This is a genomic window from Salinivibrio sp. IB282, assembly GCF_001995685.1.
GTDB classification, from domain to species: domain Bacteria; phylum Pseudomonadota; class Gammaproteobacteria; order Enterobacterales; family Vibrionaceae; genus Salinivibrio; species Salinivibrio kushneri.
Genome location: NZ_MUET01000001.1, coordinates 58,530 through 74,597, shown reverse-complemented (window position 1 = coordinate 74,597; position 16,068 = coordinate 58,530). Strand labels below are relative to the sequence as shown.

Sequence of the window (16,068 nt, the reverse complement as noted above, 5' to 3'; positions counted from 1 at the left end):
TAACGTATACGAAGGGGTAACCATACTGTTGGTCGTCATTAAAAGGAGCGCATAATGAGGGTATTACATGGTGACTCGCTGTCGCCCCATACGCGAAAAATCGCGCTGGCGCTGAGGTTAAAGCATTTAGACTATCAACTCGCCCCCACTTCCCCTTTCGAGGCACACGAGCGCATCATCCACCATCCTCCGATGCAAACTGTGGTCGCACTCGCCGAGGCATCACACACCATTTACCAAGACACAGTGATTACGGCCTACCTTGATGATGCCTACCCTGATCCGCTGCTCTATCCAGGCAACCCCACCCATCGCGCCCAGATCCGCTGGGTTGAGTGGTTTTGTCGCTATCAGCTCGATCCCTTAATCACAGATACCTTGTTTTACCAACGGGTGGTACGCGGGCATATTTTAGACAAAACGGTCGATCATCAGGCCGTGAACCAAGCTCTGCAAACATTACCCGCCTGCTGCCAATATTTAGGCGAGCAAGTAAAAGCAATGCCCACCCAGACGGTGACGATGGCAGGTATCAGCGTGTGGAGTCTGTTTCGTTGCGCAAAAATGGCAGGGTTGGTGCTGGACGACCGATTCGCGGCGCTGAGTGATTACCTCTCAGCTCTCGACCAACACCCCTTGTTCGATGCCTATGCGCAGGAGGAAAATCATCAACTAACGCCGTTTTTCGCCAGCCCAAYTAGCCTAGCGACCACCTAGGTACCAGCATGCTAATGGCCGATTCAATGATAGACGCGGCCATCGCCGTGATCGCTGAGCTGTGCGCGCTAATGTTTAGTATTGCTGTCCTGAGTCGCCACCTCAATCCGGGCTTCATCTGGACGGGCAAACTCACGTTTTAGTTCCGCTTTCGATTTCCAGGTCACATTGCCCCCTTTTGCAACGGTCATGTGCTGGGGCTGGCTGTTATGACGTGATTGATACAACATCACGGCTTGCAAGGCTTGGTCGCGTTGCGCTTGGTTCAAGCTGGTGCCGTCCGGCCATTTGCCCGTCTCCACGGCATAACACAACCGATCATACACTTCAGGCGTCATTGCTTTTAAGACTTGTTCAATATCCATGATTACCTCTTGGCGATCCTCATTAGGCTATTATGCCTGAACTGGGTGGGTAGACGGCATGCTTGGTTCAGTGCGCTTTATCACGCTTTAGACCATCAACTACACTAAAAGATCACGTATACTCATCGCAATTGACTCAGGATACGCTAAACCATGGATTTACGATTACTCATACGTTGTTTTTACCCCTTGGGGCTAATTGCGAGTGTACTGCTTCTCACTGGCTGTGAAGGCGAGCCCACCACGAATCAAGTCTGTGAAACCCACCCAGAGCTATGCGCAGGATTAAACACCGGTGATGGACAATGCCGATTTGAGCGCTCTGATCTGATTTTTGATCGCTTATCTGTCTATCAAAACCCCAGTGATTTGAATAAGCTTGCCGAGCTAAAACAAACCAAAGTCTACCTTCGCTGCATGGAGCTGGTTGCCGAAATAGAGCCCACCACCTTAAAACAGCGCAAAACCAAGCGCACCGAAGCGGTGTATCATGCTTACGACGCGATTGAACGGCTAGAGGGCGAACTGAAAGACTCTTACCAGCCACCCGTGATTTACTATCGCTGGTCTCAAGGCGACAACAGCGCGTTACCGCAGTTTTTAAAGCTAGAGGGAACACGCCATCTCGAAACGCCACAATTACAGCTGGGGCTTGCCACCTATTATGTGTCGCGCAATAAAGCGAAAACAGTAGAGATCCTGCGCCATGCGTTAGAACTGTATGATGGTGACAATGAGACCGTTCGCAAAGCGGTGATCCCAGAAGCCATTAAGTCACTGGCGACCACCAATCATGCGCTAAAACGCTTTGAACATGCTTATTTATGGGCAAAAGTGGGGGAAAGTTACAATCTGCCGATTGCGCGCGGTGATCGCCTATCGCGACTTTACCCATTGACCGACGCACAACAAAAAAACCTACAAACCCTTGCGTTTGAGATTGCCGCCGCGATTGAAGATGGTGAGTTTGAGGCGACCCTGTTGCAGCCACTTGATAAAGGGAACCACGCCTCATAGCACAGCCTAATTTAGTATAACGCCTGCGCATCACCCTCACTGGTGCGCGGTGCGGAGACGGACTTCCTGCCGTTCCACCGTCTCGCTTGTCATACCACTTTAACTTTCACGATCGCGGTTCTGCTTCTACGCTAACAATTACCAGCGGTCGCTCCGTGTCTGCAGCCGTCGCATTAATCGCACGCGGTTAAAGCGCATACAGACATGGCGGCAAGGGGTCAAATGTTTAGGCGATGTAAAAAAAATCCGTACTTTTTTTTGACTTTAAACAATTTTGGCTGCGATTACCCTTGCATGGCGGGGTCCTATTCTGTAATTTTACTACCAGTTTCATCTCACTAGAAATTAAGTTGTGGAGCAACATAATGACTATCAAAGTAGGTATTAACGGTTTTGGCCGTATCGGCCGTTTCGTATTCCGTGCATCTGTCGAGCGTAACGACATCGACGTGGTAGCAATCAACGATCTTATCGACGTTGAGTACATGGCTTACATGCTGAAGTACGATTCAACCCACGGTCGCTTCAACGGCACAGTTGAAGTGGAAGGTGGTAACCTTATCGTTAACGGTAAAACCGTACGCGTCACTGCAGAGCGCAACCCAGCAGACCTTAAGTGGGATGAAGTGGGTGTTGACGTTGTTGCTGAAGCAACCGGTATCTTCCTCACTGACGAAACCGCGCGTCAACACATCCAAGCGGGTGCGAAGAAAGTGGTTCTAACCGGCCCATCTAAAGATGCGACGCCAATGTTCGTTATGGGTGTTAACCACAGCGATTACGCGGGTCAAGACATCGTTTCTAACGCGTCTTGCACGACTAACTGCCTAGCGCCAATCGCGAAAGTACTGAACGACAAGTTCGGTATCGTATCTGGCCTGATGACCACCGTTCACGCCACCACTGCAACGCAAAAAACCGTTGATGCTCCGTCTGCGAAAGACTGGCGCGGTGGCCGTGGTGCGTCTCAAAACATCATCCCATCTTCAACCGGTGCTGCAAAAGCGGTTGGTAAAGTATTGCCAGTACTAGACGGCAAACTGACTGGTATGGCGTTCCGCGTACCAACTGCCAACGTTTCTGTTGTTGACCTGACTGTAAACCTTGACAAAGCAGCGTCTTACGACCAAATCTGTGCAGCGATGAAAGAAGCGTCTGAAGGTGAGCTGAAAGGTGTTCTAGGTTACACCGAAGATGCCGTGGTTTCTCAAGACTTCATCGGCGAAGTACAAACGTCTGTATTCGATGCTAAAGCAGGTATCGCACTGACTGACAACTTCGTGAAAGTAGTTTCTTGGTACGACAACGAAATCGGCTACTCAAACAAAGTATTGGATCTGGTTGCACACATCGCTAAATAATGCGCATGTAACCCTATTCAACGTAAAGGCGGCCATTGGCCGCCTTTTGTTTATCAGGCCCATGACTCGCGACCACGCTGTCTGTGAACGTGTCTTCGATAACTGATTAAGGAACACTTACCCAAGAGGATCAGGCTATGACTTCTCCCACCCTGCATGTTGAACGTCAACTTTCTGCATCTGTCGATCTCTGCTATCGCCAATCCGTTCCGATTCTTCGTGTTACTCACCCTGCGTGTTCAGCCACTATTAGCCTATTCGGCGGACACCTCATCACCTTTGCCCCTGCGGGTGAAAAGTCACTGACTTGGATGAGTGATAACGCTATCTACGATGCCAACACCCCATTACGAGGCGGCGTCCCTATTTGCTGGCCATGGTTTGGTCACACTGGGCAACCTTCTCATGGCTTTGCTCGCCGTCAAATGTGGCAGTTAGCGAACATTGAAGAAAACCCTAAAGGCGTCACTATTCAACTGCAGTTATCCGACTCAGACGCCTCGCGAGCACTRTGGCCACATTGTTTTCATGCAACGGTGACCTTTACGCTCACCCATCACGCCGACATTGCCTTAACGGTGACCAATACAGATCAACACCCTTGGGCCATGGGTGGCGCCTTGCACAGCTATCTTGCAGTAGAAGATAGCGAGCAAGCGAACGTGGAAGGGCTGGGTTGTCAGTATCTTGATAACTTTGCGGCAGGCAAGGCCGTGCCAGCGACGGGCAAAGTGACCTTCGAGGAGCCGGTTGATAGGATTTATACGGGGGCTGACAACACCCTCACTGTCACCGACCCGATGGGAAACCGTCGTCTCAAAGTCAACAATCAAGGTGCAAGCAGCGCTGTTATCTGGAACCCGGGTCAGGCGGCGTCCATTCAGATGGCGGATATGGACGATAACGGGTACCTCAAGTTTGTCTGTGTCGAAGCGGCGATTGAACAACCCACACAAGTTGTCCATCCAGGTCAAAGCTACACGTTAGCAACCCAATTAATGGATGAGCGCCACTCAAGCTAGACGGGCGTAACAGGCCGCCTTACACCCAAGCGGCCTGTTTTAATGACTAACAAGGCTACATAAAAATGTAGTTAACCCCTAAGTAGCCCGAGGCGGCAGTCGATTGATCCACCATTGGGCTGTTCGCTATTTCATCATCGAGATTGGTATAGCGCACGCCACCAAGCAGTTGGATGCGCTCGGTCAGCATGAAATAGCCACTGGCACCAACAAAGTAATGACCCGCAGACCCTGGCTCATACGCCGATAAACCGGAACGCGCCGCTTCGCTATCGCTGATCCCGTAGAGGTGCCGGTTTAGCTCATGGCTGTTATAGGCGTAACCCACTTCCGGTGACACGCCCCAGCGAGGATGGTTGAACGCGTATTTCCAGCTAGCCTCGCCATACACCCCGTCCCTATCATGGGTCACGCCTTCCCCAGCTAGCACCTGAAAACGCCCTATCGGAGAATGGTACTGGTAAGCCAGTGCAGCAACGATGGATGTATCACGTTTATCAAGTTGACTGAGTTGTGGGTCATCAGTGTCTGCGGGATCAAAGCGACGTGGATCATAAGTGGCAGATAAAACAAGGTTATGGGTCGATCCTTTCGGTGCCAGTCGCGCGCCCGCCGTCAGGCCACGAAAATAAAAATGGTCAGTCTCAACATTGACCGTCGGCACGACCAGTGGATCGGTATCCGTGTCTTTATAGACCTGAGGTGAAAATGCGCCTATTACGCCAGCAGAGACACGCGTCTCAGCGTAAGCACTGCTGGCGGTTAGCATCAGGGCGCAAGCGACCCAAGCCGTTTGTCTCGCTATGTTCATCATCTATTCCCTTCTTGTTTGACGGCTGGCAAACGTCCACCTAGTCGCCCTAACGGATAAAAATATCACCGTTATCATACCTCACTCGTTTGAACGCCAGCTGTCAATATCTTGACAAGAAAAGCGTACGGATCCGGCAACAAAAATTATCGAAAAAACAAACAATTCTTTCACGCAAAATCGGCAAATCAGGTCTAACCTTATTGAAAGGAAAGGGATCATTCAGCCAATTTTGCACCTTTTCTTTTTGAGTTATTAGACGATTTAGGGGGCAGGACCATGACTATTTTCGATCACTATCGTCAGCGTTACGAAGAAGCGAAAGACGAGGAAATGAGCCTTCAAGCATTCTTGGATCTTTGCCGAGAGGATCGCGGCGCGTATGCCAATGCGGCAGAGCGTTTGCTGATGGCGATTGGCGAGCCAGAAAAAATTGATACCTCGCTTGATCCGCGACTCAGCCGTATCTTCTCCAACCGAGTAATTTCCCGCTATAAAACCTTTGAAGACTTTTATGGCATGGAAGACTCGATTGAGCAAATCGTCTCTTACCTCAAGCACGCCGCCCAAGGCTTGGAAGAGCGAAAACAAATTCTCTATTTACTCGGGCCTGTCGGCGGGGGTAAATCATCCTTGGCCGAGAAGCTAAAGAGCTTGATGCAGCAAATGCCTATCTACGTTCTGACGGCGAACGGCGAACGTAGTCCCGTGAACGATCACCCATTTTGTCTGTTTGATGCCGAAGAAGACGGCCATTTACTCGAGAAAGAGTATGATATTCCCCACCGTTATATTCGCCATATTATGTCACCTTGGGCGGCGAAACGGTTGAAAGAGTTTGGTGGCGATATTAGCCAGTTTAAAGTGGTGAAACTGCGCCCATCGATTCTTAACCAAGTCGGGGTGGCAAAAACCGAGCCTGGGGATGAGAACAACCAAGATATCTCGTCCTTGGTGGGTAAAGTTGACATCCGTCAGCTCGAACACTATTCACAAGATGACCCCGATGCCTACTCCTACTCCGGTGCGCTGTGTCGCGCTAACCAAGGGATGATGGAGTTTGTGGAGATGTTTAAGGCCCCGATTAAGGTGCTCCACCCACTGTTGACCGCGACCCAAGAAGGTAACTACAACGGCACCGAGGGCCTGTCAGCACTGCCGTTTGACGGCATCATTCTCGCGCACTCCAACGAATCTGAGTGGCAATCGTTCCGCAACAACAAAAACAACGAGGCTTTCCTTGACCGTGTCTATATCGTCAAGGTGCCCTATTGCTTGCGGGTGTCAGACGAAATTCGAATCTACAACAAGCTGCTGTCTTCTAGTGAGCTACGCCATGCGCCTTGCTCCCCCAGCACCTTAGATATCTTAGCGCGCTTCTCTGTGCTTTCACGGCTGAAAGATCCTGAAAACTCGAGCATTTATTCAAAAATGCGCGTGTATGATGGTGAAACCTTGAAAGATACGGATCCTAAAGCCAAGTCCTACCAAGAGTACCGTGATTTTGCCGGTGTTGATGAAGGCATGGATGGGCTATCGACCCGTTTCGCGTTCAAGATCTTGTCGCGCGTCTTTAACTTTGACCACGCCGAAGTCGCCGCAAACCCGGTGCATCTGTTCTACGTGTTAGAGCAACAGATTGAGCGAGAGCAGTTCCCGCAAGAGATGGCGGAGCGCTACCTTGAGCACCTAAAAGGCTACTTGATCCCTAAATATATCGAGTTTATCGGCAAAGAAATTCAAACCGCGTATCTCGAGTCCTACTCAGAATACGGGCAAAATATTTTTGACCGCTATGTCACCTACGCTGATTTCTGGATTCAAGACCAAGAGTTTCGCGACCCAGATACTGGCCAGTTGTTTGACCGCTCAGCACTCAATGCTGAATTGGAAAAAATCGAGAAACCGGCGGGCATCAGTAACCCGAAAGATTTCCGCAACGAAATCGTCAACTTTGTCCTCCGTGCACGCGCCAATAATGAGGGTAAAAATCCGGCATGGACCAGCTATGAGAAACTGAAAACCGTCATTGAGAAGAAGATGTTCTCTAACACCGAAGATTTGCTTCCAGTGATTTCCTTCAATACCAAAACCTCGAGCGAAGAGCAGAAGAAACACGACGACTTTGTCGCTCGTATGATGGAAAAAGGCTATACCCGCAAGCAAGTTCGCTTGCTCGCAGAGTGGTATTTGCGCGTGCGTAAATCATCGTAGCCCACGGGCTGACGCAGATGACGGGAGAGAGATATGGCGCATTTTATTGATCGTCGTCTCAATGGCAAAAATAAAAGCACTGTCAATCGACAACGCTTTTTACGCCGACACAAGCGGCAAATTAAAGAGTCCATTGCTGACGCCGTCAACAACCGCTCGATTACGGATGTCGAGAGTGGAGAGGATATTTCTATTCCTTCTCGTGACATTCGTGAACCGACGTTCCACCAAGGCAAAGGGGGACAGCGTGATGCTGTCCACCCAGGTAACGACCAATTTAGCCCAGGGGATCGTATTGCTCGTCCCCCCGGTGGCGAAGGCGGCGGAGCCGGAGAAGGACAAGCCAGCCCTGATGGCGAAGGCCAAGATGAATTCGTCTTTCAAATATCAAAAGACGAGTATTTGGATCTCTTGTTCGAGGATCTTGAGCTTCCGAACCTGAAGAAAAACCAAATGAATAAAATGGTGGAGTACAAAACGCATCGCGCGGGATATACCTCGAATGGGGTGCCCTCGAACATTGCTATTGTACGTTCACTGCAAAACTCACTGGCACGACGCACAGCAATGTCAGCCGGCAAACGCCGAGAGCTGGCAGAGCTTGAAGAGGCGCTGGAGCGCGTGCGCGAGGCCGAGCCAGCACAACCGCTTGAGGTGAAACGACTCGAAGAAGAAATCTCGGTATTGAAACGCAAAATCGCCGCGGTGCCGTTCATCGATACCTTTGACTTACGGTATAAAAATTACGAAAAGCGGCCACAGCCCAGTAGCCAAGCCGTGATGTTTTGCTTAATGGATGTGTCCGGCTCGATGGATCAAGCGACCAAGGATATCGCCAAGCGGTTTTATATCCTGCTGTATCTTTTCCTGACGCGCACCTACAAAAACGTGGAGGTGGTCTTTATTCGCCACCACACGCAAGCGAAGGAAGTGGATGAACATGAGTTCTTCTACTCACAAGAAACAGGCGGCACCATTGTATCCAGTGCCCTGCGGCTGATGGATGAAATCATCAAAGATAGGTACGACCCGGCAGAATGGAACGTCTATGCGGCCCAAGCCTCGGATGGCGATAACTGGGCCGATGACTCACCCGGCTGCCGAGAACTATTGCAAAATACCCTGTTGCCGGTCAGCCGTTATTACGCCTATATCGAGATTACCCGCCGCGCGCATCAAACACTGTGGCGAGAATATGAGGCGTTGGCGCAAAGCCATGACAACTTTGCAATGCAGAATATTCGCTCAGCGGAGGAAATTTTCCCCGTGTTCCGCGAACTGTTCAAGCGTCAGGTCGAAGCCTGACGCCATACCGGCATAGACGCATTTTATCAGGGAGACATGGTATGGCTGCCACCAAAGGTAAACGTAACACTCCACTTCATGATGGACCCGATTGGACCTTTGACCTGCTCGAGCAGTATCACAAGGAAATCAAACGAGTCGCTGAACACTACAAACTGGATACTTATCCAAACCAAATCGAAATCATTGCCGCCGAGCAAATGATGGATGCTTACTCAAGCGTCGGGATGCCCATCAATTACAATCATTGGTCGTTTGGTAAAAAGTTTATCGAGACCGAACGCAACTATAAACACGGCTACATGGGGCTCGCTTATGAGATAGTGATTAACTCCAATCCGTGTATTTCTTATTTGATGGAAGAAAACACCATCACCATGCAAGCGCTGGTGATGGCACACGCCTGTTATGGCCACAATTCCTTTTTTAAAGGCAATTACCTGTTTCAAACCTGGACAGATGCAGGCTCCATTATTGATTACCTGCTGTTTGCTAAACATTACATCAGTGAATGTGAAGAAAAGTACGGCCTCGCGGAAGTAGAAAACCTTATCGACTCCTGCCATGCGTTGATGAACTATGGGGTCGATCGCTACAAGCGGCCGCAAAAAATCTCTCTTGCCGAAGAAAAAGCGCGTCAAAAGGCACGAGAAGATTACTTGCAAACACAGGTCAATGAGCTGTGGCGTACCATTCCGGGCGGTAAAAAAGAGCAAGAAGAAGAAAAGCGCCGCTTCCCGACCGAGCCACAAGAGAACCTGTTGTATTTTTTTGAAAAACACTCTCCGCTGCTTGAGCCATGGCAGCGAGAAATCGTGCGGATAGTGCGTAAGGTCAGCCAGTATTTTTACCCGCAGAAGCAAACCCAGGTGATGAATGAAGGCTGGGCGACGTTCTGGCACTACACCATCCTCAATCACCTGTATGACGAGGGCTTGGTGACGGATAGCTTCATTATGGAGTTTTTACATAGCCACACCAATGTGGTGGCACAACCACCATACAACAGCCAGTTCTATTCCGGCATTAACCCTTACGCACTCGGGTTTGCCATGTTCCAAGATATTCGTCGCATTTGCGAAAATCCCACGGAGGAGGATGAGTACTGGTTCCCTGATATCGCCGGAAAAGACTGGCTCGAAACCGTACACTTTGCGATGGCAAACTTTAAAGATGAAAGTTTCATCAGCCAGTTTCTATCGCCCAAAGTGATGCGGGATATGAAGTTTTTCGCCGTCAATGACGACGATCGGCAAAGTTATATTGAAGTGACTAGCATTCACAATGAACAAGGATACCGCCAGTTACGCGAAGATCTCTCCGCGCAATACAACCTCAGTAATCGTGAACCGAATATTCAAGTGTTCGATGTCGATTTGCGTGGCAACCGTTCACTCACACTTCGCTATGTCCCTCATAACCGGATCCCGCTCGCTAAATCTTATGAAGAGGTGTTGAAGCACGTGCATCGATTGTGGGGATTTGAAGTGATCCTCGAAGAGGAAACCAGTGAAGGGCGAGGAAAGATACTGAGTAGCTGCCCCAAGCGGCCGCAGTTTGACCCTGATATGTTAATGGGCAGCCACTAAAACACATGGCTCCCCTAACCAAAAGCCGCGATGAACCCTGTTCAAAGCGGCTTTTCACGTTTTAAGTATCAGAACGCGTTAGGCTTCTTCTTCTGCCATATGTGCCGCGATCGTTTCACGGTTACTAAACCATAAGCCACCRCACTCACGTCCGTATTGCTTGACCCTATCGCCAATCATGGGGTGCTGGTTATTGGCCACCATCTCCCGTAAATCACTGTAGAAACTCAATGCGTTCTCACAGGCACGGCGATCCATAAAGTAATATCCGCCCACACGCGAATAAATCTGACGCATGCCATTAATGGTTAACACATACACCTTGTTGCCAGAAAAGTGCGCCATGCCTTGGAACAAACGATAGTCAAAGTGATTAAACGCGCGCCCCATACATATGCGCTCACACAAGGCGGGATCTTGCTTACCGTATTTGTCCTGGATCTTTTTAACGTCTTTTAAAACTTCATCTTGTTCATCGATGAGCCCCAAAAACTGCTCAAAGCGTTCGCACTCAAGCACTTGCTCACAGCGTTTAATCACATGGTCAATCAGGTTTAAGCAATCATCAGCACGGTTTTTTGCCGCATAGCGCATGTACACGCCACTGATGTCGGTGCGCGCCGCGAGTAAGTCCTCAAGTACGCCATGCACATCTTGCCCCTCTAGGGTGACCAGGGTATCAAGAATACTCAGCCCCGACGTACGCATATAATCGTTCACGCGTGTGGGTTTGCCATGTTGAATGGTTAACCAGCCATCACGCGCCAAGCGTTGCAACACTTCACGTAAGGTGGTGCGAGTGACCCCARTCAGTTCAGACAGTTCACGCTCTGCAGGTAAAATGGAGCCTTTAGGAAAGTGATTATTCCAAATACTTTCAATTATATATTTTTCAGCAAATGTTGCTGGGCTATCCGCCTTTATAACCATTGAATCTAAATTCCAATTTGCTTCTTGCTCTGATTAATAACTCATCATACCACCAGACGCCATCAGCAGAAACCGCTGAGTGAGATCACCGGATATCGCGTGACATCTGCTATCTTTTTGTACCAGATCAATGAAAAACTGGGCATAAATCGCAAAACTAACCCATACAAGATGTAACAAAATATGTCTGAGGCAAGCTAGCGCACACTTATTCGTGCCAAGGCTATCCATCCACGCATTGTGAACCATGCGTCCCGATGAGCCTTGGTCACTGATATCTGTCACCCTCATACTGTGTCCATGCAGCCGTTCGCCGATGGCGCGTTTGTGTTGGTGCACGAGACTCGCCCATCCGCGCGCTAGGTAGGCATAGATAACAATGAGACTTTCACTATGGCGAAGACCATGACACTCAGAACTGCGTTTCTTAAGAACTTTCTCGGCAAAGCACCCGATTGGTACAAATTAACCATTGTTGGCTTTTTAATTCTCAACCCAATTGTTTTCGCGATCGACCCTTTTATCGCTGGTTGGCTCTTGGTGGTCGAGTTTATTTTCACCCTCGCGATGGCCTTGAAATGCTACCCACTGCAACCCGGTGGCTTATTGGCGATTGAAGCGGTCGCCATTGGCATGACCAGCCCCGCGCAAGTCAAACACGAATTAGTGGCCAACGTTGAAGTCCTGTTGCTCCTCGTCTTTATGGTGGCGGGGATCTATTTTATGAAACAGCTATTGCTGTTTATTTTCACCAAAATCCTGTTGGGCATCCGATCCAAGATAGCCTTGTCGTTGGCCTTTTGTGGCGCGGCGGCGGCGCTCTCTGCCTTTTTGGATGCCTTAACCGTGATTGCCGTGGTGATCAGTGTTGCCGTCGGTTTTTACGCCATTTACCACCGCGTGGCGTCCGGGAAAGAGTTCGGCGCTAACCATGATCATACCTCAGATGAAAGCTTAAGCGACGAGCTTAGCCGCAACGATTTGGAAAATTATCGAGCGTTTTTGCGCAGCCTATTGATGCATGCTGGCGTGGGTACCGCATTGGGCGGGGTGATGACCATGGTCGGCGAGCCGCAAAACCTGATCATTGCCGACCAAGCTGGTTGGCATTTTGGTGAGTTTATTTTACGTATGGCACCGGTCACGCTGCCGGTTTTCTTTGCTGGCTTGCTAACCTGTGCGCTGGTCGAGAAGTTTGCTTGGTTCGGTTATGGCGCACACCTGCCGCAAAATGTATTAAAAATATTGGTAGAGTACGATAACGCACAGCGAGCAAAACGCACGCCTCAAGACATCGCCAAGTTGGTGGTGCAAGCGCTGATTGCGGTGTGGCTAATCACCGCATTGGCTTTCCATTTGGCCGCGGTCGGTTTAATTGGCCTAAGTATTATTATCCTTGCCACCGCGTTTACGGGCGTTGTTGATGAACACCATATCGGCAAAGCCTTTGAGGAAGCGCTACCGTTTACTGCGCTATTGGCGGTCTTTTTCTCTGTGGTGGCAGTGATCATCGACCAACACCTGTTTGCACCTGTCATCGACATGGTGTTGTCGCTGGAAGGTCACCTGCAACTGACCATGTTTTATATCGCCAATGGTCTGCTTTCCATGGTGTCAGACAACGTGTTTGTCGGCACCGTGTATATCAACGAGGTGAAAACCGCCCTGCTCAATGGCGTGATTGGCCGCGAGCAGTTCGATATGTTAGCGGTTGCGATTAACACAGGCACCAACTTACCCTCGGTCGCCACGCCCAATGGCCAAGCGGCTTTCTTATTCTTGCTCACCTCCACACTCGCGCCGCTGCTGCGCCTTTCTTACGGGCGTATGGTATATATGGCGTTGCCTTATACCATCGTCATGGGGGTATTGGGGGTGATTGGCATTGAGTTTTTCTTGGTGCCCGCTACCGAGTGGATGCTACACCAAGGTTGGATTTCCGAAACCATCCATATGACTCAGCAAGCCATACCGAGCGCTCACTAACGCACTTCTATCATTGACCTTAGTCTCAACAAACGATTGAATAGCAGGGCTCTCAATATAGGGCCTTGTTTTTTATCAGGAGTGAGTTATGTGGCGCGCCTTAAACCAGTTTTCTCGCAGCCGAGCGTCCTGGCTGCTGTTGCTTCTATGTGTTGTGGGGCTGGAAGCCACCGCGCTTTACTTTCAACACTATCAAGGGCTGGCACCTTGTGTAATGTGTATTTATGAACGCGTTGCCCTATTGGGGATTGGCGTGGCTGCCTTGTTGGGTTTAATCGCGCCTAACGACCCTTTTTGGCGCACACTTAGCTTGCTTGGCTATGGTGCCACAGTCGGGTGGGCGCTAAAGCTCTCGGTAGAGCACGTGAGTTATCAATTTTCTGACCCGAACCAATTGTTCGGTGCCACCTGCGATGTGACGGTGAACTTCCCTGCTTGGGCACCACTCAACCAATGGCTGCCCTCCGTCTTTGAAGCCTACGGTGATTGCAGCAAGGTGGTGTGGCAGTGGCTAGGCTGGTCGATGCCTCAATGGCTCGTGGGAATATTTTCCGCGATGTTGTTTGTCTGGGTGTTAGTGGTGATCGCCCAGTTTATTGGCCGCCCCCCACGCCGCATTTTTTCATAATTGCGGGTGACGGATCGTGCAAGATAGCGTCGGCTTTATCGGCGCTTTCGCTCCTTGCTACGCGGTTGAACCGCTCACAAAGCACCTTGATTAAGGGACGATCTGCGCCACTAAAAACCCCAGCATCGAGGCGACGAGGCTCACTCCAATAGATGGCCTGATGGTGATGTAGCATGGGCGGTCCATCAAGGATGTCACACCAAAAACTGCGCAATAAGATCACCTTGTCGCCGTAATCGAACTCGGTTTCTACAATCGGTGCCCCAACATGGATATCCACCCCAAATTCTTCACGCCACTCCCGCTTGAGTGCCTGCTGGTCAGTCTCGCCTTGCTCGACTTTGCCACCCGGAAATTCCCACCAGCTAATAAACTGCGTATCCGGTTGGCGTTGTGCCACCAACACTTGGTGATCTTGGGTCGCTACGCCGGCGACAACACGTATCGGAGAGGATTGTTTTGACGACTTCATCTGATTAACGCCCACAGCATTTTTTGAACTTGGCACCACTGCCACATGGGCAAGGATCGTTGCGGCCTATCGACTTAAATGGATTGACCTGGTGCGCACCATGCGTGCCTTGTTGCGCTTCATCCGCCGCTTTCGCCACTTCTTGGATCATTAAGTCCAGTTGTTCCATATATTGGCCCGGCTCAACATCAATGCCGACCTCTTTCATCTGTGCTAACGTGCCTGCTTCATCGTGCAGCAGCAGCATGCTGGTGACTAAGGCGGATAGCATCCGGCGACTGCCATCATTGAGCGTCACCTCGTGCCAGTGCGGCTCAACATAGGGCCACACCGCTAAAAAACCCTCGGCGAAAGCTTGGGCGTGCTCACCGCGCATCGACAACATTAAGCTATCCGGCAATACATAATCATTACGCATTAGGGCGTGATATTGCTGCTCAAGGTGCGCCAGTACCGCCTGCTTATCGTCTTGATTGAGGCTAACTGCCTCCTCGTCTTCTTCAACCCCTGCAGTCACTAGCACCGACAGCCAGGTATCAGGATCTAAAGGAGCCGGACATATATTCGCGGCCAGGAGGGCACCTTCAATAAAACTGGCGGGCATCCCCTCCCAGTGTTCAGAGAGTGTGACTAGTGTTGACATAAACTTTCCTGTGTCATGAATTCTGTTTGTTGACGTGCGTTATCGAGTGCACGGACTATCTCATCCGCGCGATTAAGAACGCGAATCACCTTAAAGCAGGCATCTGCCTGGGGGTAATATTGGCGCAAATACTTAAACCATTGCTTGATGCGGTTGGGGAAATACTGCGCATTATCACCTTGGCGTTCTTGCTCGGTATAGCGAATCAGCAATGCGAGCACGGCAGGCCAAGGCATGGGCGCGACGTTATCACGGATATGCTGACCGAGATTAGGCATATTTAACGCCCCACGACACACCATTAAGGTGTTGCAGCCGGTGAGGGCTTGGCAGCGCAGCGCGTCCTCACGGTGCCAAATATCCCCATTGGCCGTGACGGGGATGGGCAGGTGTTGATTAATGTCAGCAATTAAATCCCAACGAATAGTGCCCGCTTTGTAGCCATCGCGCTTGGTGCGCCCATGTACCACCAGCTCATCCGCCCCTGCGTCGGCCACCGCTTCGGCAATGAGCAAGTAATCATCAAGATCATTAAAGCCAAGACGCATTTTGGCGCTCACCGTATGAGCCGGATCAACCGCCTCTCTCACTGCTTTGACCACATCAAACATATGCTCTGGGGTTTTAAGTAGCGCTGCCCCACCACGGTTGCCATTGACGGTTTTCGATGGGCAGCCAAAATTAATATCAATCCCTTGCGAGCCCAGTTCGATCGCACGCACCGCGTTACCCGCCATTGCATGTGGATTTTGGCCCAATAGCTGTACGCGAACCGGGGTTCCCGCGGTGGTGAAGCCCCCTTGCGCTAACTCCGGACAAAAGCGATAAAAGACTTTTTCCGGCAAGCGTTGGTCGACCACGCGCACAAACTCGGTGACACAGAGACTGTAGTGATTAATCTCGGTGAGCAACTTGCGCATCAAGGGGTCGAGTACCCCTTCCATCGGGCCCAAGACGATACCTGGTGGTGATTGATGTATTTGACTCATGCCATACCTTCGCGATTAA

15 protein-coding genes are annotated in these 16,068 nt (G+C 50.4%); 9 read left to right on the top strand and 6 right to left on the bottom strand.

Annotated elements, in window-relative coordinates; all coding sequences use genetic code 11:
* The first annotated feature begins 54 nt into the window (after window positions 1–54).
* Window positions 55–717 (top strand): glutathione S-transferase family protein, encoded by a 663-nt coding sequence (locus tag BZG14_RS00335; RefSeq protein ID WP_077607662.1) that lies wholly within the window; start codon window positions 55–57, stop codon window positions 715–717.
* 68 nt (window positions 718–785) lie between these two features.
* On the opposite strand, the gene BZG14_RS00330 is transcribed toward BZG14_RS00335, so the two are convergent.
* Window positions 786–1,082 (bottom strand): YeaC family protein, encoded by a 297-nt coding sequence (locus BZG14_RS00330; RefSeq protein WP_077484771.1) that lies wholly within the window; start codon window positions 1,080–1,082, stop codon window positions 786–788.
* 153 nt (window positions 1,083–1,235) lie between these two features.
* Here BZG14_RS00330 and BZG14_RS00325 point away from each other — a divergent pair, with 153 nt between their 5' ends.
* The 3 genes from BZG14_RS00325 (at window position 1,236) to BZG14_RS00315 (ending at window position 4,482) form a co-directional block, all read left to right on the top strand.
* The gene (locus BZG14_RS00325) at window positions 1,236–2,099 is read left to right on the top strand and encodes a DUF2989 domain-containing protein (RefSeq protein WP_077599171.1); all 864 of its coding nucleotides are present in this window, start codon (window positions 1,236–1,238) and stop codon (window positions 2,097–2,099) included.
* Window positions 2,100–2,464: 365 nt separating this feature from the next.
* Window positions 2,465–3,460 (top strand): type I glyceraldehyde-3-phosphate dehydrogenase, encoded by a 996-nt coding sequence (gene gap, locus BZG14_RS00320; RefSeq protein ID WP_077456280.1) that lies wholly within the window; start codon window positions 2,465–2,467, stop codon window positions 3,458–3,460.
* A 137-nt stretch (window positions 3,461–3,597) separates the two neighbouring features.
* A complete protein-coding gene (locus BZG14_RS00315) occupies window positions 3,598–4,482 on the top strand; it encodes a D-hexose-6-phosphate mutarotase (protein ID WP_077607661.1) in 885 nt (294 codons plus the stop codon).
* A 55-nt stretch (window positions 4,483–4,537) separates the two neighbouring features.
* Here BZG14_RS00315 and BZG14_RS00310 read toward each other — a convergent pair whose 3' ends face one another.
* Entirely contained in the window at window positions 4,538–5,296 is a 759-nt protein-coding gene (locus BZG14_RS00310) for a MipA/OmpV family protein (protein ID WP_077607660.1), read from the bottom strand.
* A gap of 276 nt (window positions 5,297–5,572) precedes the next feature.
* On the opposite strand from BZG14_RS00310, the gene BZG14_RS00305 reads away from it, so the two are divergent.
* From BZG14_RS00305 to BZG14_RS00295, 3 genes are read left to right on the top strand one after another with little or no spacing between them, the layout of a single operon-like run.
* On the top strand, window positions 5,573–7,507 hold the full coding sequence (locus tag BZG14_RS00305; RefSeq protein ID WP_069362028.1) for a PrkA family serine protein kinase: 1,935 nt from the start codon (window positions 5,573–5,575) through the stop codon (window positions 7,505–7,507).
* Between the two features lie 33 nt (window positions 7,508–7,540).
* The gene (locus BZG14_RS00300) at window positions 7,541–8,812 is read left to right on the top strand and encodes a YeaH/YhbH family protein (RefSeq protein ID WP_069362029.1); all 1,272 of its coding nucleotides are present in this window, start codon (window positions 7,541–7,543) and stop codon (window positions 8,810–8,812) included.
* A 41-nt stretch (window positions 8,813–8,853) separates the two neighbouring features.
* A complete protein-coding gene (locus tag BZG14_RS00295) occupies window positions 8,854–10,401 on the top strand; it encodes a SpoVR family protein (protein ID WP_077599168.1) in 1,548 nt (515 codons plus the stop codon).
* 78 nt (window positions 10,402–10,479) lie between these two features.
* Here the strand turns inward: BZG14_RS00295 and fadR are convergent, their stop codons facing one another.
* Window positions 10,480–11,331 carry a fatty acid metabolism transcriptional regulator FadR gene (gene fadR / locus BZG14_RS00290; protein WP_077607659.1) on the bottom strand — a complete coding sequence of 284 codons (852 nt, stop codon included), beginning with the start codon at window positions 11,329–11,331 and terminating at the stop codon, window positions 10,480–10,482.
* A 405-nt stretch (window positions 11,332–11,736) separates the two neighbouring features.
* Between fadR and nhaB the strand changes: the two genes are divergently transcribed.
* Window positions 11,737–13,317 (top strand): Na(+)/H(+) antiporter NhaB, encoded by a 1,581-nt coding sequence (gene nhaB, locus BZG14_RS00280; protein ID WP_077484904.1) that lies wholly within the window; start codon window positions 11,737–11,739, stop codon window positions 13,315–13,317.
* Between the two features lie 88 nt (window positions 13,318–13,405).
* Entirely contained in the window at window positions 13,406–13,945 is a 540-nt protein-coding gene (dsbB, locus tag BZG14_RS00275; RefSeq protein WP_077607657.1) for a disulfide bond formation protein DsbB, read from the top strand.
* Here the strand turns inward: dsbB and BZG14_RS00270 are convergent.
* The 3 genes from BZG14_RS00270 to dusC are packed head-to-tail and all read right to left on the bottom strand — an operon-like array spanning window position 13,911 to window position 16,049.
* Entirely contained in the window at window positions 13,911–14,417 is a 507-nt protein-coding gene (locus BZG14_RS00270) for a (deoxy)nucleoside triphosphate pyrophosphohydrolase (RefSeq protein ID WP_077607656.1), read from the bottom strand. The two genes, dsbB and BZG14_RS00270, sit on opposite strands and share 35 nt — an antisense overlap.
* A 4-nt stretch (window positions 14,418–14,421) precedes the next feature.
* Window positions 14,422–15,060, bottom strand: a complete 639-nt coding sequence (locus BZG14_RS00265) for a YecA family protein (RefSeq protein WP_077607655.1) — start codon at window positions 15,058–15,060, stop codon at window positions 14,422–14,424.
* The gene (gene dusC / locus BZG14_RS00260; RefSeq protein ID WP_241824594.1) at window positions 15,048–16,049 is read right to left on the bottom strand and encodes a tRNA dihydrouridine(16) synthase DusC; all 1,002 of its coding nucleotides are present in this window, start codon (window positions 16,047–16,049) and stop codon (window positions 15,048–15,050) included. Before dusC ends, BZG14_RS00265 begins: the two co-directional genes overlap by 13 nt.
* Between the last annotated feature and the right edge of the window lie 19 nt (window positions 16,050–16,068).

Excerpts from the sequence above, each read along its gene's own strand:
- BZG14_RS00330 (WP_077484771.1), bottom strand. The coding sequence starts at position 1,082 with ATGGATATTGAACAAGTCTTAAAAGCAATGACGCCTGAAGTGTATGAT.
- BZG14_RS00325 (WP_077599171.1), top strand. The coding sequence starts at position 1,236 with ATGGATTTACGATTACTCATACGTTGTTTTTACCCCTTGGGGCTAATT.
- gap (WP_077456280.1), top strand. The coding sequence starts at position 2,465 with ATGACTATCAAAGTAGGTATTAACGGTTTTGGCCGTATCGGCCGTTTC.
- BZG14_RS00310 (WP_077607660.1), bottom strand. The coding sequence starts at position 5,296 with ATGATGAACATAGCGAGACAAACGGCTTGGGTCGCTTGCGCCCTGATG.
- BZG14_RS00305 (WP_069362028.1), top strand. The coding sequence starts at position 5,573 with ATGACTATTTTCGATCACTATCGTCAGCGTTACGAAGAAGCGAAAGAC.
- BZG14_RS00300 (WP_069362029.1), top strand. The coding sequence starts at position 7,541 with ATGGCGCATTTTATTGATCGTCGTCTCAATGGCAAAAATAAAAGCACT.
- BZG14_RS00295 (WP_077599168.1), top strand. The coding sequence starts at position 8,854 with ATGGCTGCCACCAAAGGTAAACGTAACACTCCACTTCATGATGGACCC.
- nhaB (WP_077484904.1), top strand. The coding sequence starts at position 11,737 with ATGACACTCAGAACTGCGTTTCTTAAGAACTTTCTCGGCAAAGCACCC.
- dsbB (WP_077607657.1), top strand. The coding sequence starts at position 13,406 with ATGTGGCGCGCCTTAAACCAGTTTTCTCGCAGCCGAGCGTCCTGGCTG.
- BZG14_RS00270 (WP_077607656.1), bottom strand. The coding sequence starts at position 14,417 with ATGAAGTCGTCAAAACAATCCTCTCCGATACGTGTTGTCGCCGGCGTA.
- BZG14_RS00265 (WP_077607655.1), bottom strand. The coding sequence starts at position 15,060 with ATGTCAACACTAGTCACACTCTCTGAACACTGGGAGGGGATGCCCGCC.
- dusC (WP_241824594.1), bottom strand. The coding sequence starts at position 16,049 with ATGAGTCAAATACATCAATCACCACCAGGTATCGTCTTGGGCCCGATG.